This window comes from Enterobacter sp. JJBC, assembly GCF_036936505.1.
Lineage (GTDB): Bacteria > Pseudomonadota > Gammaproteobacteria > Enterobacterales > Enterobacteriaceae > Enterobacter > Enterobacter hormaechei_C.
Map to the genome: position 1 here is coordinate 2,030,988 of NZ_CP136935.1, position 17,988 is coordinate 2,048,975.

A 17,988-nucleotide genomic window follows, 5' to 3' on the forward strand; every position below is an offset into this window, starting at 1 on the left:
GTTTAAGAACAGAAAGGAATAATCCTTGTATTTTCAGATGGAAAGACAGCAAGACGTAAAGTTGTCCGGATGTGAGGATGGCTAAATCCGCATAAAGTGCTGCAAAATTAACCGATTTCGCCGGGAGAGTGTGACCTGATATGCAAATGGCAGATAATTATTGCTGATATTCATCTAAATGCTTTTTCACCCGCCAGTTCGCTGCTTATTCCGCAGAATTATAAGAAATTCTTTTTTGGTCATTTAAAAGCTGATAACGGCTGTTTACTATCTTTTGGACATCCATACTGCTAAACCGCTATATGCGTAACGGATAACGAATAAGAATGATCGTACTCAGCAATATTTCGAAGGTCTTTGACAACGGAAAGCTGGCGCTGACAGCCGTTGATAACGTCAACTTGACGATAGAGCAGGGACAGATTTACGGGATCATCGGTTACAGCGGGGCCGGGAAAAGTACGCTGATCCGTCTGCTGAACGGTCTGGAAAAGCCCAGCGCCGGCAGCGTCACCATTAACGGTCAGGATATCTCCGCCGCGAAGGGAGAAGCGCTGCGTCAGGCACGCCTGAAAATCAGCATGGTGTTCCAGCACTTTAATTTGCTCTGGTCGCGCACGGTGAAGGAAAACATCGCCTTTTCAATGCAAATTGCCGGTGTGCCAAAAGCGCAAATTCAGGCTCGCGTTGCCGAGCTGGTGGAGCTGGTCGGCCTGAAGGGACGGGAGAATGCTTACCCGTCGCAGCTGAGCGGCGGGCAAAAACAGCGTGTGGGCATTGCCCGCGCGCTGGCCAATCATCCGGACGTACTGCTGTGTGATGAAGCCACCTCGGCGCTGGATCCACAAACCACCGATCAGATCCTCGATCTGCTGCTGGATATTAACCGTCGGTTCAAGCTGACCATCGTGCTGATCACGCACGAGATGCACGTGGTGCGCAAAATCTGCGACCGCGTGGCGGTGATGGAGAACGGTAAAGTGGTGGAAGAGGGCGACGTGTTGAGCGTCTTTACCCATCCGCAGCAGCCGATTACGCAGCAGTTTGTCCGTCAGGTGAGCCAGTATGCTGAAGAAGAAACCTTCAATACCGAACTGGCAAACGATCTGGAAGGTACGGTTATCAGGCTGACCTTTACCGGGCACAGCACGCATAAACCGATTGTGGGCGAACTGACGCTGCGCTACGGCCTGCCGTTTAACATCCTGCACGGAAAAATGACCCAAACCGCTCACGGCGTGTTTGGTCAACTCTGGGTGCACGTCGTGGCATCTGATGAACAACTGAACAATATCCTCGCCGACCTGCAGCACAGCGATATTGAAGGCGAGGTGATTAAACATGGCTGAGAATCTCTTTCCGCATCTCAAGTGGGATCAGCTCTGGGCGGCGACGCTGGAGACGCTGTACATGACCGCGCTTTCCGGCGTGGCGACCTTTGTATTAGGCATCGTGCTGGGTCTGGCGCTGTTTTTAACTGCCCGCGGCGGGTTATTCCACAACCGCACGGTCTACAGCGTGATGTCGATTGTGGTGAACGTGTTCCGCTCGATTCCGTTCATCATTCTCATCGTTCTGCTGATCCCGTTCACCAAGACCGTTGTGGGGACCATTCTCGGCGCTAACGCTGCGCTGCCCGCCCTGATTGTGGGCGCGGCGCCGTTCTACGCCCGTCTGGTCGAGATTGCCCTGCGAGAAGTGGACAAAGGGGTCATTGAGGCCACGCGTTCGATGGGCGCGCGGCTGAGCACGTTAGTGTTTCGGGTTTTATTGCCGGAATCCTCACCCGCACTGGTTTCAGGTATGACGGTGACGCTGATTGCGCTGGTGAGCTACAGCGCAATGGCAGGGGTGATAGGTGCCGGCGGTTTGGGAAATCTGGCTTATCTGGAAGGATTCCAGCGCAACCATGGTGACGTCACGCTGGTGGCAACGGTGACCATTCTGATCATCGTGTTCATTATCCAGTTCTGCGGCGATGCCATTACTTCACTGTTAGATAAACGCTAATAAATACACACAGGAACCACATCATGAAAAAGACACTGACACTGATCGCCGCCGCAACCCTGAGCGCCCTGAGCTTTGCCTCCTGGGCGGATACGCTCACCGTGGGGGCGTCCAACACCCCGCACGCGGAAATTCTGGAGCAGGCTAAGCCGATTCTGGCGAAGCAGGGGATCGATCTGGAGATTAAACCCTTCCAGGACTACATACTGCCAAACACGGCGCTGGCGGGGCATGACATTGACGCCAACTATTTCCAGCACATCCCTTACCTGAACAGCGTGCTGAAAGATCACGCGGGCGATAAGGATTATGATTTTGTCAGTGCGGGCGCAATCCACATTGAGCCGATCGGTATCTATTCAAAAAAATACAAATCGCTGAAGGATCTGCCGGAGGGCGGCAAAATCATCATGCGTGATGCGGTTTCCGAGGAAGGGCGTATTCTCTCCATCTTCGAAAAAGAGGGCGTGATCAAGCTGAAGCCGGGCATCGATAAAGTGACCGCGCGCATCAGCGATATCGTGGAGAACCCGAAAAAGCTGCAATTTACCCCTAACGTCGAAGCGTCTCTGCTGCCGCAGATGTACAACAACGACGAAGGTGCTGCGGTGGTGATCAACGCCAACTACGCGATTGATGCTGGCCTGGATCCGGTCCACGATCCAATTGCGGTTGAAAGCGGTGAGAATAACCCGTACGCCAACATCATTACCGTTCATCGCGGTGACGAGAAGAAGAAGGATATCGTCGCGCTGGTGAACGTGCTGCACTCCAAAGAGATTCAGGACTGGATCCGCACCAAATACAAAGGCGCAGTCATCCCGGTTAACAACTAATCGACTGATTTTCCAGACGAAGCCCGGCGAACAACACGCCGGGCTTCTTTTTTGTATCCAGCCGACGAATGATTTAAGCTGACGGTTTAGGGCAACGGAGTGATGGCAATGGGCAATGTGACCAAAGACGAAGCGCTGTACCAGGAGATGTGTCGGGTGGTAGGCAAGGTCGTTCTCGAAATGCGTGATTTAGGGCAGGAGCCGAAACATATTGTCATTGCGGGCGTACTGCGTACCGCGCTGGCGAACCAGCGCGTTAAGCGCAGTGAGTTGACCACCAAAGCGATGGAAACGGTGGTTAAAGCGCTGGCCGGCTAACGCGCCAGCGCTTCGCGAGCAGCTCAAGCGAGCAGCAGAGCAGGTAATAGATCACACCCGTAAAGATAAAAATGGCCGCCGGGTAAATTTGCACCCGGTTGTTGACCTGTCCCGCCACCGTGGTCAGTTCAGGAACGTTCACGATAAACGCCAACGACGTATCCTTCAGCAGGCTGATAAAAATCCCCACCAGCGACGGCAGAATATTTCTCAGCGCCTGCGGCAGCAGCACGCGCCACAGCGTTTGCTGCGTACTGAACCCTTGAGAAAGCGCGGCCTCATTCTGGCCCGACGGTAGGGCTCTCAGTCCGGCTAATACCGAATGCATCACCGCAGCCGCGGTAAACCAGGCCAGCGCCAGCGTGACGGTCGTCGCGCCAGGGAGATCCCTGCCGGTTATCAGCGGCAGCAGATACCACATCCAGAATATTACGAAGATCAGGGGGATCCCGCGAATCAACTCTGCCCACGCAAACAGCGCACTGCGCACCACGCCGGGATAGCGCCAGGCGACGCATGCCAGCACAATCCCGCCGGGCAGGGCAAGCGCGGCGGCGCCAGCGGCCATCAGTAGTGAGAGCAGTACGCCGCCGGGTTCTCCCGCAGTCGCACGTCCCCAAAGCAGATAATCCAGGTTTTCGACAATAACGTTAAATCCGGGGATCATGATTTTTCCTCCCTGAATGGGGGCCGAGGCGCACCAGCACGCTCCCCGTCACCATCCCGGTAAGTAAGTAGAGCACCGTACCGACGGTAAAGGCTTCCAGGGCATGGGCGTTATAACTTTCTATCTGGCGAACCTGGTAGGTCAGTTCGGCGAAGCCAATTCCGCTCGCGAGCGAGGAGAGCTTCATCAGGTTAAGGTACTGGCCAACGACGGGTTGCCAGGCGTTAGCGAGTCCCTGTGGCAGAAGAATGTAGCGAAACAGACGCCATGAGGAAAATCCCTGGGCGAGCGCCGCCTCCCGTTGCCCGGCAGGTACGGAACGCAGCCCCGATTCGACTTCTTCAATTAAAAACGCTGAGGTAAATACGCCTAACCCCCAGGCAGAGCATAAAAACTCGGGCGTAAACCACCAGACGTCACCGGGCAAAATGGACCAGCTGTGGTCTGCGTTCACCGCGTCACGCAGCCCCTGCGGCAACCCGTTCCAGGCGGCGAAATACCAGAACAGCAGCTGCACCAGCAGCGGCGTATTGCGAAACAGCGATACCCAGCCGCTGACGAACGACGTCCCGAGACGTCCCCCGGAAAGCCGCAAAAGCATAAAGAACAAGGCGAGCAGGCTTGCCAGCATAATCCCCGCCAGCGTCACCCACAGAGTGGTGAGAAATCCGGAGAGGATCCAGTGCAGGGGCTGTCCGGCCAGCACCCCCTGCCAGTCCAGAGCGGGCATTACAGTTGCTCCTGATGCAGCGGATCCAGCACTTTTTGCAGGAACCGCCTCGCACGCGGATGCGACGGTTGGTTGAAAAATTGCGCCGGGGACGCGGTTTCCAGAATGTGTCCACCGTCGATAAAGACGATTCGATCGGCAATTTCCCGGGCGAACTGCATCTCATGGGTGACGACAATCATGGTGATCCCGCTGTGGGCAAGGGCTTTCATCACCAACAGCACTTCGCCAATCATCTCCGGGTCGAGTGCCGACGTTGGCTCGTCAAAGAGAATGATTTGCGGCGACGAGGCCAGAGCGCGGGCAATCGCCACGCGCTGCTGTTGTCCGCCGGAAAGTTCAGCAGGGTAGCGGTGCGCCTTCTCCAGCATGCCGACCTTCTCCAGCAGCGCCAGCGCGCGCTCCTGGGCGGGCAGGGGTTTCCAGCCGTGAACGTGCTCCAGTGCCAGGGTGATGTTCTGGCTGGCGGTAAGGTGGGCATAGAGATTGAACTGCTGGAATACAAACCCGACGCGGCTGCGTAACTGACGTAGCCTGCTGCCGGAAAGCTGTCCGGTCGGCTTGTGGTCGACCAGAATCTCCCCGCCGCTCAGGCTCTCAAGCTGGTTGATAAGCCGAATCAGGGTCGATTTTCCGGAACCCGAAGGGCCGAGAATGGCAACCACTTCACCCGGCATGATGGTGAGATTAATGTCGGTTAAAACCGGATGGTCGCCGTAGCGTTTGTCCACATGGCGAAACTCAACGCTGGCCTGTTCCAGACGTGAAAAATCCGCGGCATTGGCCGCGGAGTGCGAAAATAAACCTGAGAGCATATTACCGGGCTTCTATTTTAAAGTTACGAGGCTGTGGAGCAGGGGTGCCTGGACCGAACCAGACGTCATAGATTTTTGCCGCCTGGCCGTTTTTCTCCAGGTTAACCAGCTCATCGTTAACGGCTTTCAGCAGCGCCGTTTCACCCTTTTTCACCCCCACGCCAATCTCTTCTTTACTGAGCAGGTCGGGCAGGATTTTGAAGTCGGCTTTATCCGGCGCCTGCGCCAGCAGACCAGCCAGAATGGTGCTGTCCTGGGTAATGGCCTGCACGTTGCCATTGCGCAGTGCCGTCAGCGCCAGCGGGATGTCATCGTAAGAGAGGACGCGGGACTGCGGAAAACGCTGGTGCAGCGCCTGTTCACCCGTCGTACCTTTTACGGCGCCAATGCGTGCCCGGCTATAGTCATCAAGCTTGTCCGGTGATTTTACCGGGACCAGGAACTGCTGGCCGGTGACAAAGTAAGGCGTCGAGAAATCAATGACCTGTGCGCGTTCCGGGGTGATGGTGATATCCGCCACGATGAGATCCGCTTTTCCGGACTGTAGCAGCGGAATGCGGTTAGCCGGATTGGTGGTGACCAGTTCAAGCTTGACGCCGAGCGATTTCGCCAGCGCTTTGGCGAAGTCCACATCGTAACCCACGATCTCATGCGTTTTGGCATCAATCGAGCCAAAGGGTGGATTAGCATCAAATGTGGCCACTTTCACCACGCCTGCTGCCTTGATATCCGCCAGCCGATCGGCCTGCGCCTGCGCTGAAACCAGGCCCCAGGCTGCCACTAATCCCAGAACCTGCGCCCGTTTTTTAAACCCTTTCATTTTTGCAGCCATAGTCATACGCCATCCCGTTGTTTTTGTTTTACCCCGTTACGCTCCCATAAGGGAAAGCTATCGCCAAATAAGAAATCGTTCTTTGCTATGTGAAAAAAAGCATGAGTGAACAAGGTGTTAAAGAAGAGAGCAGACGGTGGGGCGCTATTTGCAGATCCTGCACATCGACAGTGGATTTTGATATTTCCCCCCGGCGCAATTTGGGTGTTTAACTGAGGACAGGTTAAGCGAGAAGGGTAATGACGATGAAAAAATGGATAAGCACGTTACGGCGGTTTTTTGCGCCCCGACCAGCGAATGCGGAGAACAGCGCGCAACGTGTTCTTGAGTCAATACTGCCTGTCGCCAGCCTGTATGGCGTGGACGTAGCCAACATCGACCCGGAGTGGTTCCATGATAAAACGTCACGCTGAACTGCGCCGGACGCGCGAAATGTACTGGAATGAGCTGTGCGTGGTGTCTGCAAAGCGAGGATGAAGGGAAAAATACCCAGGCTAATCCTCGGTAATTGATGGCCGTTTTGTTACCACTATCTCCTTTCACAGATGGAGATGATAATGAAACGGACAGTATTAACCCCCGCGCTTTCTGCCACCGCACTTCTGCTTACCATGCAGGCGGCACACGCTGGTCCACAGGCACATGTTGTATGCAGTTATTCCCACACCCTCGGCGATGATGCCATTATGATGTTCAGCATGCCCAACGAGGCTATGCTGCACGATTTTTTTGGTAACGTGCATACGGATGCTTACTCCAGCCGTGAATCGCTGCGTACCCAGGAAAAGACCACCTGCGATAACAAAGCAGACAGATCGGCCTACTGGGCTCCGTCGCTAAAATTGCCGGACGGAACGGTGGTCAAACCCGCCTATCAAAAAACCTATTATCAAGCATCGAACGTTGACGCCTGGCCGCTGCACCCGTTCCCGGCGGGGCTGTCGCTGCTGGCGGGCGATCACCACGGCACCGCGCCAAATCCGCATATCACCTTTTTATGCGCCAATGGCAAGGGTTACACCACCAGAACGGGTGAAGTCTGCGGCTTACGCAAGGCGAAGGATGCCGTGCAGTTTAATATCGGCATTCAGTTCCCGAACTGCTGGGACGGGGTCAACCTGAAGCCCGCCCACGGCCTGGCTAACGCCACCTACGATACGAAAGGACAGTGTCCGTCCGCCTTCCCGGTGAAGATCCCGACGGTGAACATGAATATTGCGTACGTGCTCCCGACAATTAGCTCTCTGGATACCAGTAAAGTCCAGCTTTCCCTCGACCCCATCATGCATGGCAGTGAGCGTGAAGAGCGGTGGGGTAGCCTGTATACGGCACATGCTGACTTCATGAACGGCTGGACGGAAGATGCCGCGCGCTTTATGACCGACCTGTGCATGAACCGCGGAATGGATTGCGGCACCACCGTGCCGTATGGTTATTCAAAAGCGAAGGCCAACGTCTGGCTCAGCAGCATGGAACCCGCACTTTCACAGCCCGATCCCCAGGTCTTACTGGTGCAGGATAACTGGAAGAACGGTGGACGCACGAAAAACAGCGAAACATTGTCGCTGGTGAAGTTCCACATTCCACCGCTGCCTGCCGGACAGGATCCTGCCCAGTTTAAATACCGCGTAAGAATTTTTGGCGGGAAAGTGGAAACCAACGGCGCGGATCAAATTTTCTTCTATCCGGCGAGTAACGACTGGGATCCGGCCACCGTAAGCTGGCATTCACGGCCGTCCTGCAACTACCGCTCGGATGCGGTGCTTTACCTGAACCACTCCCGCGAATACCGGATGGTGGACGTGGATAAAGCGGTGCGTAAGGCGCTGGCAGAAGGGAAAACCGAAATTTCGTGGTATATCGGCGGCGATCGTCAGGGAAATCACTATCAGTTTGAGACGGGCTCATCTCCCCAAAGCCTGATCCTGATGCTGACCGGGTTTAGCAAAACGCCGGAGATCTGATATTGGGTAGCAAAAGGCATTCATAAAAAAGCACCGGGGAGCCCGGTGCTTTTTCTTCAGATCTTGCAGGCATCGCCGCAGTCGTCATCGGCGACAATCGCCTGGGCTTTTTTATCCGCATCGTCGAGACGTTCCGCGTTGCGCTCTTCTGCTTCATCCAGCCCGTTAAAGACTAAGTTATCGAGATCAATTTCCATGTGCCACCTGCGTTATTCAGTTTTTGATACTGGCACAGTATAAGTCAAAAAAAGTGGGCCAGACACCCCTCAGCACATATGGATAATCCCTGCCATACTCAGTGCTTTATTGCTGAGGAAAGCCGATGATTACACTCTGTAAAACCTGCGGTACCGCTTACGATGAACAGCCCAAAAACTGCCCGATTTGCGACGATGAGCGCCAGTATGTCCCGGTGACGGGCCAGGCATGGACGGACTTCGACAGCCTTACGACCACGCACACCAACAAATGGCAACAGCTGGAGCCGCAGCTGTTCAGCATCAAAACCGTTCCCGCTTTTGCCATCAACCAGCGCGCGCTTCTGCTGCGTACGCCACAGGGCAATGTTCTGTGGGACTGCATCGCCAATCTTGACCCGGCGACCAGAGCGTTAGTTGACGCCCTCGGGGGCATCAGCGCGATCGCGATTTCGCACCCGCATTACTACACCACCATGCAGGAATGGGCCGCCGCGTTTAACGCGCCGATCTACCTGCACGCCAGCGATCGGCAGTGGGTGATGCGTGACAGCCCGGCGATACGCTTCTGGGAGGAGGACGCCCTGGAGATTATGCCTTTGGTGACTCTGCTGCGGCTGGGCGGGCATTTTGCAGGCGGCACGGTGCTGCACTGGCAGTCAGGCGACGGCGTGCTGCTGGCCGGTGATATTTTGCAGGTTACACCCGGGAAAGACGCCGTGTCGTTTATGTGGAGTTATCCGAATATGCTGCCGCTGCCTGCCCGCACCGTTGAGTCGGTGATCGGCCGACTGACCGGGAAAACGTACCAGCGCCTGTACGGGGCCTTTGAAGGGCAGAACATCCCGGTGAACGCAGATGAGATCGTGCAGCGGTCGGGCCAGAAATATATTGCTTGTCTCCGCTAAGACGCGGTGGTTAAATTTTACGAGTGTGATCGCGATCATACCTAAACTAAAACAGATAAAAGAGAAATGGCTATGCAACATATCATTGAAGGTTTTCTCAGCTTTCAAAAAGAGATTTTCCCGCAACGTAAAGAGCTTTTTCGTAGTTTAGCGTCCAGTCAGAATCCCAAAGCGCTGTTTATCTCCTGCTCCGACAGCCGTCTGGTTCCGGAACTGGTTACGCAACAGGAGCCAGGACAGCTCTTTGTCATTCGAAACGCGGGCAACATTGTGCCTCCGTTCGGGCCGGAGCCTGGCGGTGTCTCTGCGACCATCGAATATGCGGTAGTGGCCCTGGGCGTGACCGATATCGTTATTTGCGGCCACTCCAACTGCGGCGCGATGAAGGCGATTGCTGACAACGCCGATCTGGAGCCGATGCCGGCCGTTTCCCACTGGCTGCGCTATTCTGATGCGGCAAAAGCGGTGGTGGAGAAGAAAACCTGGGATAAGCCAATCGATAAAGTGAATGCGATGGTGCAGGAAAACGTCTTTGCGCAGCTGAGCAACATCAAGACCCATCCGTCGGTGGCGGTAGGCCTGCGCAACAATGCCATTCGCCTGCACGGCTGGGTATATGACATCGAAAGCGGCAAAATCCTTGCCCTGGACAAGAACACTAAATCGTTCGTGTCGTTGTCGGAAAACCCGGAAGTCTTCTTCGAGTAATCCGACACCGCAGGGCAGGGAAGCCCTGTTAAAACTCCATGTAAGGTAACTTCCTTCGCACGCCCGACGCAGGTTTTCCAGCTGCTTCCGCCATCGCTTTACCAATTTCAGCGCACTCAGACAAACCCTGAACAAACGGATGATCGTGCATCAGCCAGGGGATCGCCCCAAAAGCGATACGCCCCCGCAGTGATGCCGGCGCCAGCAACGTATAGTCTTCTCCCACGTCCGGAACGTCATCGCCGGTTCCCGCAAGCTGTTTACGCAGGGTGGGGAAGGGAATGTCCTTGTTTCTGAGCGGCTTTTGTCCGCGCGCGTCGATAAACACGTCGAAGCGGTAACTTTTTTTTGCCGTGGTGATGACGGTCTGATCGCTGCCGATATCCAGATCGTAATCATCACCGAGTGCGACCACGCTAATGATCCCTGCCTCGCGCAGCGCCAGTAACCGGCGGATAGACTGCGGTGGAATGGCGGCATAATTATCGATAAACACACGCTCCAGCCCGGATTTAAACCGCTCTCTGTCATGCTCATTGAGTGAAGGGACGATGGCCTGTACCACTTCATGCAGACGAAGCACGGTATAGCGCCAGGCAACGGTGCGTTTTTCGCGCTTGTTGCGCTCCACTTCTTTCAGATTCGCTTCGGCCCAGGTGAAAGGACCGTGCTTTTTACGATCCTCAAACCAGGCATCACGGAGCGTGTCGGCATTCAGCGTGCCGAGCGCTATCGCCTGACACCATCGCGGATCGGCCAGCTCAAGCTCTTTCACCATCAGCGCAAAGATGCGGTCAAGCAGCCCATCCGGGCCTTTGTCGATTTCGCTTGCCACCACACAATCCGTTAACACCGACAGTGGTTCATAAGGGATAGGGCAGTAAAAATCGGCCTCCGGCAGAACGCCCGTGCGGGACATCAGCATGATTTTTAGCCCTTCGCTGCCTTTATTGACAACGAACTGCTTCCCGCTAAACCGGCCATGCTGCATCACAACCGCCATTGCAGCGTCCAGCCCGCTGAGGGAGGTACCCATGATCCCCACCTCACAGGCTCGGACCTCCGCGTCCATCAGCCCTGACCATGGGCTTGGGAAATATGCGCGGGTGGTTTCATCTTCATCAGGCCAGACGTGGCCGGTGGCAACAACCGCAAGATCAAACCGCCTTGAGAAAGGGGCATTGTTTACTGAAAGGGCCACGCCGTCTGCATCAGCCTTAATATCAGTGACTTCTGCGTTGGGGTGAACCTCGATATGAAACCCAGCCTTTTTCGCCTCGGCAGCGACAGCGAGAAACCGGTCGTGGAAATATTCACCCAGCAGAATACGGGGCAGAAATTGCCGGTCGTGCAGCTTCTCACTGTCGACGTTATAGCGGGCAAGGCGGGCCGCATTCTGCTGTTTGAGCCAGTCCAGGTAAGTGATGAAAATGGGCGGTATTTCAATACTGGCGATGTTCGCCAGCATCAGCCGGGAATTATCCTCGTCGCTGTAGGGCATTCCGACACCGGGTTGGTCTGCCTTTTCGAAAACGGTGATCGAAAGCGGCGCTGCGTTGTTAAGAAGTGAGTAAAAGGTGTAAATCCCTGTTGGGCCTGAGCCGATAATGGCGATTTTTTTCATCGAAAGCGTTCCTGCGTTTCTGAACCATACAACAAGCGTAGCAGGAGAAAGGCTAAGTCATTCAATGAAGGGAGAAATTAAGACGTTTAGAAGAGGGGATGTTGCGCCCCTTCCTGAATTTATGGGAAAGTCAATTCAATTGACCCTGCTGATTAGATATAATTCTGCCTGATTTTCTGAAAGGAATAACTGTTTGGTCCCAGGTTTATCGATTATCTGTATGTGATAGGGGTTAAAAAAAGAGATAGGATATTTAAATATATAGTGGGGCCAATATTATCCTTATTTTTTATAACTGTGAGTGATGGAATAGTCCGTGGCTGGACTATTCCATCACTTCGATAAAGTAACAAAATAATCTGGTAGCCAACCTTTGAGCAACTTTTTGTCAGGCTCACAAAAAGCGCGCAAGGGCATTTCGGCAGGCCGCTACGCGGCGTTCTTTTTTATTCTTATTGGTGGAATATTCTTAAGAAAAGTCAAATTGTAGATCTTTGATCTGAAAAGTTGATTTCAAATAGACATTTGCTCTAATATGGCTTTGTAAAGAAACGTCACTCACTTAACATTTATTTCTTTTAAAGAAAGGGATTGCTATGGCCGATTCATTCCAGAATGAGGTGCCCAAGGCACGCATAAACTTAAAGCTGGCTCTGCATACAGGTGGCGCGCAGAAGAAAATCGAACTGCCGCTTAAACTCCTCACCGTCGGTGATTTCAGTAATGGAAAAGAGAATCGCCCATTATCGGAAAGGGAGAAAATTAACGTCAATAAAAATAACTTCAACAGCGTACTTTCGGAATTTAACCCGGAAGTGAATCTGACGGTTCCTAACACAATGGCCGGGGATGGCTCGGAAGAAAGCATAAAACTGAATTTCTCCGATATTAAGGATTTCGAACCTGAACAGGTTGCCCGCCAGATCCCCCAGCTCCGCGCCATGCTGGCCATGCGTAATTTATTACGCGACCTCAAATCCAATCTCCTTGATAACGCTACTTTCAGAAAAGAACTCGAGAAAATTCTCAAAGACCCGGCGCTGTCTCAGGAATTACGCGACGAAATGAGTGCACTGGCCCCGAAATAAGCGGCATGTGTAATTTAATGGATTAACCGGGAATATGCTGATGTCTGTGAATACTGAAACCGCCTCCGCGCAGGGGCAGACCACCGTACTGGAAAAAGAGGGCGTTTACGCCTCCCTGTTTGAAAAAATCAACCTGACCCCGGCCTCCAGCCTGGGTGATATCAATGCGTTTCTGGATGACGCCGCGCTTTCTGACGCTCCGGCGGGTGAACGCCTGACGGCGGCGATGCAGGTGTTTATGGACTGCATCCGCAAATCCGGTCAGCCGGTGGAGAAGCTAGACAAAACGCTGATTGACCACCATATCGCTGAGCTGGATTTCCAGATCAGCCGTCAGCTGGATGCCGTAATGCATCACCAGGAGTTCCAGAAGGTGGAGTCCCTGTGGCGCGGCCTGAAGCAGCTGGTGGACAGCACCGACTACCGCCAGAATGTGAAAACCGAAATTCTGGATGTGTCGAAAGAAGATCTGCGTCAGGACTTTGAAGACGCGCCGGAACTTATTCAGAGCGGCCTCTACTGGCACACCTATACCGCCGAATACGACACCCCGGGCGGCGAGCCGATTGGTTCCGTGATTTCATCCTATGAATTTGACGCCAGCCCGCAGGATGTGGCGCTGCTGCGCAACATCTCTAAAGTATCAGCTGCCGCACATATGCCGTTTATTGGCTCTGTCGGTCCGAAATTTTTCCTGAAAGACTCGATGGAAGAGGTCGCTGCAATTAAGGATATCGGCAACTACTTCGACCGCGCCGAGTACATCAAGTGGAAATCTTTCCGCGACACCGACGACGCCCGCTACATCGGCCTCGTGATGCCGCGCGTGCTGGGGCGTCTGCCGTATGGCCCGGACACCGTACCGGTACGCAGCTTTAACTACGTTGAGCAGGTGAAAGGCCCGGATCACGAGAAATACCTGTGGACCAGCGCGTCGTTCTCCTTCGCGTCAAACATGGTGAAGAGCTTCATCAATAACGGCTGGTGCGTGCAGATCCGTGGCCCGCAGGCGGGCGGGGCGGTGAAAGACCTGCCTATTCATCTGTACGATCTGGGCACCGGCAACCAGGTGAAAATCCCGTCTGAGGTGATGATCCCGGAGACCCGCGAGTTTGAGTTTGCCAACCTCGGCTTTATTCCGCTCTCGTATTACAAAAACCGCGACTATGCCTGCTTCTTCTCGGCAAACTCCGCGCAGAAACCGGCGCTGTACGACACCGCAGATGCCACGGCCAACAGCCGCATCAACGCCCGTCTGCCGTACATCTTCCTGCTGTCGCGTATTGCGCACTACCTGAAGCTCATCCAGCGCGAAAACATCGGCACCACCAAGGACCGCCGTCTGCTGGAGCTGGAGCTGAATACCTGGGTGCGTAGTCTGGTGACGGAAATGACCGATCCGGGCGATGAGTTGCAGGCTTCTCATCCGCTGCGTGACGCGAAGGTGGTGGTGGAAGATATCGAAGACAACCCGGGTTTCTTCCGCGTGAAGCTGTTTGCGGTGCCGCACTTCCAGGTGGAAGGCATGGATGTGAACCTGTCTCTGGTGAGCCAGATGCCGAAAGCGAAAGCGTAAGGCGGTAGCAGGGATGAAAATTTATCGTCCGTTATGGGAAGACGGGGCCTTCCTGGCCCCGCAGCAGTTCCAGCAGCAGGCCCGCTGGGATGCACATGTGGCCGACACCGTGGCCCGGATGGCGCTGGCGCACCCGTGGGGTGTGCTGTGTGCGGAGTTCGACGAAGGCGCGCTGGCCCTTTCACGGCTGAATGCCACCCGGCTTTGCGTACGCTTTGCGGATGGTACGCTGGTGGACACAGATCTGGCGGATAACCTGCCGCCGGTCGCTGATTTATCAGCGGTGGGGAGTGATGCAGTTGAAGTGCTGCTGTGTCTGCCACTCCTCAGCGCCAACGGCGGTAATCTGGATGACGGGCAGGACAGTGCCCGTCCGCGCCGCTGGCAGTCTGAACGGGTGACGGTGCAGGAACTGGCCGGGCATGAGCGCAGTGAACTGACGGTACTTCGTCATGCCCTGACACTGCGGCTGTCGACTCAGGAAAACAGCGCCTGGCTTACCTGCCCGGTGGCGAGACTGATGCGAAACGCGCAGGGGCAGTGGGTACTGGAGCGGAGCTTTATTCCGCCGCTGCTCTCTTTATCTGCCAGCCCGCTACTGCTCAGCGAACTGAGTGATTTGCTGCACCGCCTTGCGGCCCGGCGTAAGCGCCTGATGGCAATGCGCCGTGAAAGCAACGAGCGGATGGCGGACTTCGCGGTGGCCGATGTATCGCTGTTCTGGTTGCTGAACGCCCTCAACAGCGTTGAGCCGGTACTGACGGAGCTGCACCAGGCGCCGTCCCGCCATCCGGAACTGCTGTACCGCGAGCTGGCCCGCCTTGCCGGCAGCCTGCTGACCTTTTCGCTTGAACATGATGTGGACGCCATTCCCCCCTATCGGCATGACGCGCCGGAAACGGTGTTCCCGCCGCTGTTTACCCTGCTTGATAGTCTCCTTGAAGCCAGTCTGCCGTCGCGCGTGATCGCTATTGAACTGAAACAGGGCGAAGACCGGGAAATCTGGCGCGGGAAGCTGCACGACGCGAGGCTGCGTGAAGGGGCCGATTTCTATCTCTCCGTGCGCTCCGCCATGCCAAACCACGAACTCCAGACGCGCTTCCCGCAACTGTGCAAGGCGGGCAGCCACGATGATGTCTCTGAGGTGGTGAATATCGCCCTGAGCGGGATGGTGATTAAACCGCTGAGTCACGTTCCGGCGGCCATCCCGCTGCGCCTGGAAAATCAGTATTTCGCGCTGGATCTGTCCACCGATGCTGCTCGTGCCATGCTGGAAGCCGGGAACTGTACCTTCTATACGCCGGGCTCCCTCGGTGAGGTGAAACTTGAACTGTTTGCGGTGCTGCGCTCATGAACGATGCCGACATTAACCTGATAAACAAAACGTTTTATCCGGGCTGGCTGATGGTCAGCCAGTTGCGCAGCGGCCAGGAGGTAAAGGACGGCGAAGCGCTGTACCGACGGGCCTGCCGGTGGGTGAACGCCGCGCGTGAATCACTGAACAAAGCCGGGTTCAGCACCACGTCCTGCGAACATATGCTGTATGCGTACTGCGCCCTGATGGATGAGAGCGTGCTGAACCGGGATAAACAGGATGACGGTTACCGCCAGTGGCGAAAAGACCCACTTCAGGCGCGGTTTTTCCGTACCCTGAATGCAGGAGAAGAGCTATGGGAGCGTATCCGTACGGCCCTGCGCGAACCTGCGCCGGATGTGGCAGTGCTGACCTGTCTGTACCGCACTCTGCAACTGGGCTTCACCGGTCAGTACCGCACGCAGGATGATGAGCGGCGTGAGGATGTGGTGCGCACGCTCAGTGAGCGCGTACCGCCGTTTGCGCTGACCCAGGAAACGCCTGTGGTGGTCAGGGCATCCCGCCTGCGCAGCGGACGCCGGATGTACTGGCTGGGCTGGGCGGCGGGCGTGGTGGTGCTGGCGGCGCTGTGGTTCACCTTCTCCTCTGTGCTGTCGCAGATGGTGGCGCAGATTGCGGGGCAGGGATAACGGATGCGTCAACTCACCCGAACGCTACTCACACTGTTTGCTGCTGTCCTTGCCCTGTGGCTGGTCGTGGGTTTCTGGCCGCTTTCCACCGTCAACCGTTCTGTGCTCAGCATCTGTATTCTGCTGGTCTGCGGCGCGGCGCTATGGCACCGGTGGCGGCGTCGCCAGTTCGTCATACCGGTAACGGAGCATGTCCTGCCCCCGGAAGATTTTCAGGGTGCGGTGGTGCTGGCCTGCGGCGATACGACCAGCCTGTTCCCTCCCGATACCGTTTATCGTGAAACCCGTCAGGGCTGGTACATACACGCGCAAAACGCAGAACAGCTGCCGCTGCTGGCGCAGCATCTGGCGGCTGTCCGTCCGGCGCTGGTGTCGCAGGTCTCGGTATTGCTGGCGCTGATACCGGAACAGCAGACGTCGGAAGAGTCACTGGCGCAGACGCTCCGTGGCTGGCGACGCAGTATTACGCAGTGCCGGAACTGGCTGAACGGTGTTCCACCGGTATGGAGCGTGGCCTGGGTGACGCCACCTGACCTTCACTCTAAAGAAGAGGCGCAGTGGTTAACCGTCACACCGGAGTTACCGGGCGTGCGGGTGCGGCAGAACGGACATGTCGCCCTGCCGGTGACGGACTGGCAGTGGGAGAGCGGCAGCCGCGCCTCACGCCTTTATGACACGCTGTGGCTGGACAGCATACTGGCGCTGATGGCGCACCACCTCACCCGGCCACTCAGCGCCAGACAGGGTGAGCTTCCGCAGCTGAATCTCTGCGCGGCAGGTATCTGTCTGACACCGATCGCCGCAACAGAGGATAACCTCTGGCAGCAGCAGATAGCCGGTATCACCACGCTTTGCCCGAAACCTGTCTTTGCACCGGATTTACTGCCGCTGCCGGAGGTATTGCTGCCGTACCTGCCGCGTCGCCACGGCATCAGCCGCCGGATGCAGAATATGCGGCTGGCCGGGGGTATCAGCTTTGTCTTCCTTGCGCTGGCGATGCTGGCTTCCTTTATCAACAACCAGCGGCTGGTGCGCAGCGTGGGCGACCACCTTGCCGTATACCACCGTCTCAGCGGCACGCCACCTGAGCCGAAGCAGCAGGCGCAGCAGCGTTTGCGGGCAGACAGCCGCCTGCTGGACGACTGGCTGCGGCGTGGCGAGCCACTGCGTTACGGGCTCGGCCTGTATCAGGGCATGCGTCTGATCCCGCCGGTAGAAGCCGCCATTAATAGCTGGACGCCACCGCCGCCACTTCGTCCGGTGATTAAGAAAATCGTGCAGGGGCCGCAGACTGTCCGCCTCGACAGCATGTCGCTGTTCGATACCGGAAAGTGGGCGCTTAAACCCGCCTCAACAAAGCTGCTGGTGAACTCACTGGTGGGGATCAAGGCGAAGCCCGGCTGGCTGATTGTGGTGGCGGGCCATACCGACAGCACCGGGGATGACCCGTTCAACCAGGTGCTGTCGCTTAAGCGTGCGGAGTCGGTCCGCGACTGGATGCGGGATACCGGCGACGTGCCGGAAAGCTGTTTTGCGGTGCAGGGCTATGGTGAAAGCCGTCCTGTCGCCACCAACGACACGGCTGAAGGGCGTGCGCTGAACCGCCGTGTCGAAATCAGTCTGGTACCGCAGGCGAATGCCTGCCAGGCGCCGGGCACGACCCATGCGTCATCGCAGGATGATGGCGCTGATAACAATGTAACGGAGTAAT

Annotated in this window: 19 protein-coding genes; 13 read left to right on the forward strand and 6 right to left on the reverse strand. The window is 56.0% G+C overall.

The window, feature by feature from the left end:
- Window positions 1-326 precede the first annotated feature (326 nt).
- From RY075_RS09795 to fumD, 4 genes are all read left to right on the forward strand, one after another.
- Window positions 327-1,349: an ATP-binding cassette domain-containing protein gene (locus RY075_RS09795; RefSeq protein ID WP_045336581.1), complete on the forward strand. Its 1,023-nt coding sequence runs from the start codon at window positions 327-329 to the stop codon at window positions 1,347-1,349.
- Window positions 1,342-2,010 carry a methionine ABC transporter permease gene (locus RY075_RS09800; protein ID WP_023324531.1) on the forward strand — a complete coding sequence of 223 codons (669 nt, stop codon included), beginning with the start codon at window positions 1,342-1,344 and terminating at the stop codon, window positions 2,008-2,010. The genes RY075_RS09795 and RY075_RS09800 overlap by 8 nt, the downstream gene beginning before the upstream one ends.
- 23 nt (window positions 2,011-2,033) lie before the next feature.
- Window positions 2,034-2,846 (forward strand): MetQ/NlpA family ABC transporter substrate-binding protein, encoded by an 813-nt coding sequence (locus RY075_RS09805; protein WP_003857677.1) that lies wholly within the window; start codon window positions 2,034-2,036, stop codon window positions 2,844-2,846.
- A gap of 108 nt (window positions 2,847-2,954) precedes the next feature.
- Window positions 2,955-3,164 (forward strand): fumarate hydratase FumD, encoded by a 210-nt coding sequence (gene fumD, locus RY075_RS09810; protein WP_003857676.1) that lies wholly within the window; start codon window positions 2,955-2,957, stop codon window positions 3,162-3,164.
- Here the strand turns inward: fumD and RY075_RS09815 are convergent.
- The 4 genes from RY075_RS09815 to RY075_RS09830 are packed head-to-tail and all read right to left on the reverse strand — an operon-like array spanning window position 3,145 to window position 6,208.
- On the reverse strand, window positions 3,145-3,831 hold the full coding sequence (locus tag RY075_RS09815) for an amino acid ABC transporter permease (RefSeq protein WP_022650927.1): 687 nt from the start codon (window positions 3,829-3,831) through the stop codon (window positions 3,145-3,147). The two genes, fumD and RY075_RS09815, sit on opposite strands and share 20 nt — an antisense overlap.
- Window positions 3,815-4,561, reverse strand: coding sequence for an amino acid ABC transporter permease (locus RY075_RS09820; protein ID WP_023315951.1), 747 nt, complete (start codon window positions 4,559-4,561; stop codon window positions 3,815-3,817). The genes RY075_RS09815 and RY075_RS09820 overlap by 17 nt, the downstream gene beginning before the upstream one ends.
- Window positions 4,561-5,376: an amino acid ABC transporter ATP-binding protein gene (locus RY075_RS09825; protein WP_022650929.1), complete on the reverse strand. Its 816-nt coding sequence runs from the start codon at window positions 5,374-5,376 to the stop codon at window positions 4,561-4,563. Before RY075_RS09825 ends, RY075_RS09820 begins: the two co-directional genes overlap by 1 nt.
- Window position 5,377: 1 nt before the next feature.
- The gene (locus tag RY075_RS09830; RefSeq protein WP_044704414.1) at window positions 5,378-6,208 is read right to left on the reverse strand and encodes an ABC transporter substrate-binding protein; all 831 of its coding nucleotides are present in this window, start codon (window positions 6,206-6,208) and stop codon (window positions 5,378-5,380) included.
- Window positions 6,209-6,453: 245 nt separating this feature from the next.
- Between RY075_RS09830 and RY075_RS09835 the strand changes: the two genes are divergently transcribed.
- Both RY075_RS09835 and RY075_RS09840 read left to right on the forward strand, forming a co-directional pair.
- Window positions 6,454-6,621 (forward strand): hypothetical protein, encoded by a 168-nt coding sequence (locus RY075_RS09835; RefSeq protein ID WP_032609053.1) that lies wholly within the window; start codon window positions 6,454-6,456, stop codon window positions 6,619-6,621.
- 144 nt (window positions 6,622-6,765) lie between these two features.
- Window positions 6,766-8,172 (forward strand): DUF1996 domain-containing protein, encoded by a 1,407-nt coding sequence (locus tag RY075_RS09840; RefSeq protein ID WP_109948832.1) that lies wholly within the window; start codon window positions 6,766-6,768, stop codon window positions 8,170-8,172.
- Between the two features lie 56 nt (window positions 8,173-8,228).
- Here the strand turns inward: RY075_RS09840 and RY075_RS09845 are convergent, their stop codons facing one another.
- Window positions 8,229-8,369, reverse strand: a complete 141-nt coding sequence (locus RY075_RS09845) for a hypothetical protein (protein WP_003857665.1) — start codon at window positions 8,367-8,369, stop codon at window positions 8,229-8,231.
- 125 nt (window positions 8,370-8,494) lie between these two features.
- Between RY075_RS09845 and RY075_RS09850 the strand changes: the two genes are divergently transcribed.
- Together RY075_RS09850 and RY075_RS09855 are read left to right on the forward strand one after the other, a co-directional pair.
- A complete protein-coding gene (locus RY075_RS09850) occupies window positions 8,495-9,277 on the forward strand; it encodes an MBL fold metallo-hydrolase (protein WP_003857664.1) in 783 nt (260 codons plus the stop codon).
- Between the two features lie 72 nt (window positions 9,278-9,349).
- Complete coding sequence (locus tag RY075_RS09855) at window positions 9,350-9,985, forward strand: carbonic anhydrase (RefSeq protein WP_003857662.1); 636 nt, start codon at window positions 9,350-9,352, stop codon at window positions 9,983-9,985.
- 28 nt (window positions 9,986-10,013) lie between these two features.
- Here the strand turns inward: RY075_RS09855 and RY075_RS09860 are convergent, their stop codons facing one another.
- The gene (locus RY075_RS09860; RefSeq protein ID WP_109948833.1) at window positions 10,014-11,609 is read right to left on the reverse strand and encodes an FAD-NAD(P)-binding protein; all 1,596 of its coding nucleotides are present in this window, start codon (window positions 11,607-11,609) and stop codon (window positions 10,014-10,016) included.
- A 596-nt stretch (window positions 11,610-12,205) separates the two neighbouring features.
- On the opposite strand from RY075_RS09860, the gene tssB reads away from it, so the two are divergent.
- The 5 genes from tssB to RY075_RS09885 are packed head-to-tail and all read left to right on the forward strand — an operon-like array spanning window position 12,206 to window position 17,987.
- Window positions 12,206-12,697, forward strand: a complete 492-nt coding sequence (gene tssB / locus RY075_RS09865) for a type VI secretion system contractile sheath small subunit (protein ID WP_003856899.1) — start codon at window positions 12,206-12,208, stop codon at window positions 12,695-12,697.
- A gap of 40 nt (window positions 12,698-12,737) precedes the next feature.
- Window positions 12,738-14,273: a type VI secretion system contractile sheath large subunit gene (gene tssC / locus RY075_RS09870; protein WP_023324775.1), complete on the forward strand. Its 1,536-nt coding sequence runs from the start codon at window positions 12,738-12,740 to the stop codon at window positions 14,271-14,273.
- Between the two features lie 13 nt (window positions 14,274-14,286).
- On the forward strand, window positions 14,287-15,627 hold the full coding sequence (gene tssK / locus RY075_RS09875; RefSeq protein ID WP_109949004.1) for a type VI secretion system baseplate subunit TssK: 1,341 nt from the start codon (window positions 14,287-14,289) through the stop codon (window positions 15,625-15,627).
- Window positions 15,624-16,277 (forward strand): type VI secretion system protein TssL, short form, encoded by a 654-nt coding sequence (tssL, locus tag RY075_RS09880; protein WP_109949003.1) that lies wholly within the window; start codon window positions 15,624-15,626, stop codon window positions 16,275-16,277. Before tssK ends, tssL begins: the two co-directional genes overlap by 4 nt.
- A 3-nt stretch (window positions 16,278-16,280) precedes the next feature.
- Entirely contained in the window at window positions 16,281-17,987 is a 1,707-nt protein-coding gene (locus tag RY075_RS09885) for an OmpA family protein (RefSeq protein ID WP_276191891.1), read from the forward strand.
- The last annotated feature ends 1 nt before the right edge of the window (window position 17,988 follow it).

Bases quoted from the DNA above. Each gene is read 5' to 3' on its own strand.
- RY075_RS09795 (WP_045336581.1), top strand. From the start codon at position 327: ATGATCGTACTCAGCAATATTTCGAAGGTCTTTGACAACGGAAAGCTG.
- RY075_RS09800 (WP_023324531.1), top strand. From the start codon at position 1,342: ATGGCTGAGAATCTCTTTCCGCATCTCAAGTGGGATCAGCTCTGGGCG.
- RY075_RS09805 (WP_003857677.1), top strand. From the start codon at position 2,034: ATGAAAAAGACACTGACACTGATCGCCGCCGCAACCCTGAGCGCCCTG.
- fumD (WP_003857676.1), top strand. From the start codon at position 2,955: ATGGGCAATGTGACCAAAGACGAAGCGCTGTACCAGGAGATGTGTCGG.
- RY075_RS09815 (WP_022650927.1), bottom strand. From the start codon at position 3,831: ATGATCCCCGGATTTAACGTTATTGTCGAAAACCTGGATTATCTGCTT.
- RY075_RS09820 (WP_023315951.1), bottom strand. From the start codon at position 4,561: ATGCCCGCTCTGGACTGGCAGGGGGTGCTGGCCGGACAGCCCCTGCAC.
- RY075_RS09825 (WP_022650929.1), bottom strand. From the start codon at position 5,376: ATGCTCTCAGGTTTATTTTCGCACTCCGCGGCCAATGCCGCGGATTTT.
- RY075_RS09830 (WP_044704414.1), bottom strand. From the start codon at position 6,208: ATGGCTGCAAAAATGAAAGGGTTTAAAAAACGGGCGCAGGTTCTGGGA.
- RY075_RS09835 (WP_032609053.1), top strand. From the start codon at position 6,454: ATGAAAAAATGGATAAGCACGTTACGGCGGTTTTTTGCGCCCCGACCA.
- RY075_RS09840 (WP_109948832.1), top strand. From the start codon at position 6,766: ATGAAACGGACAGTATTAACCCCCGCGCTTTCTGCCACCGCACTTCTG.
- RY075_RS09845 (WP_003857665.1), bottom strand. From the start codon at position 8,369: ATGGAAATTGATCTCGATAACTTAGTCTTTAACGGGCTGGATGAAGCA.
- RY075_RS09850 (WP_003857664.1), top strand. From the start codon at position 8,495: ATGATTACACTCTGTAAAACCTGCGGTACCGCTTACGATGAACAGCCC.
- RY075_RS09855 (WP_003857662.1), top strand. From the start codon at position 9,350: ATGCAACATATCATTGAAGGTTTTCTCAGCTTTCAAAAAGAGATTTTC.
- RY075_RS09860 (WP_109948833.1), bottom strand. From the start codon at position 11,609: ATGAAAAAAATCGCCATTATCGGCTCAGGCCCAACAGGGATTTACACC.
- tssB (WP_003856899.1), top strand. From the start codon at position 12,206: ATGGCCGATTCATTCCAGAATGAGGTGCCCAAGGCACGCATAAACTTA.
- tssC (WP_023324775.1), top strand. From the start codon at position 12,738: ATGTCTGTGAATACTGAAACCGCCTCCGCGCAGGGGCAGACCACCGTA.
- tssK (WP_109949004.1), top strand. From the start codon at position 14,287: ATGAAAATTTATCGTCCGTTATGGGAAGACGGGGCCTTCCTGGCCCCG.
- tssL (WP_109949003.1), top strand. From the start codon at position 15,624: ATGAACGATGCCGACATTAACCTGATAAACAAAACGTTTTATCCGGGC.
- RY075_RS09885 (WP_276191891.1), top strand. From the start codon at position 16,281: ATGCGTCAACTCACCCGAACGCTACTCACACTGTTTGCTGCTGTCCTT.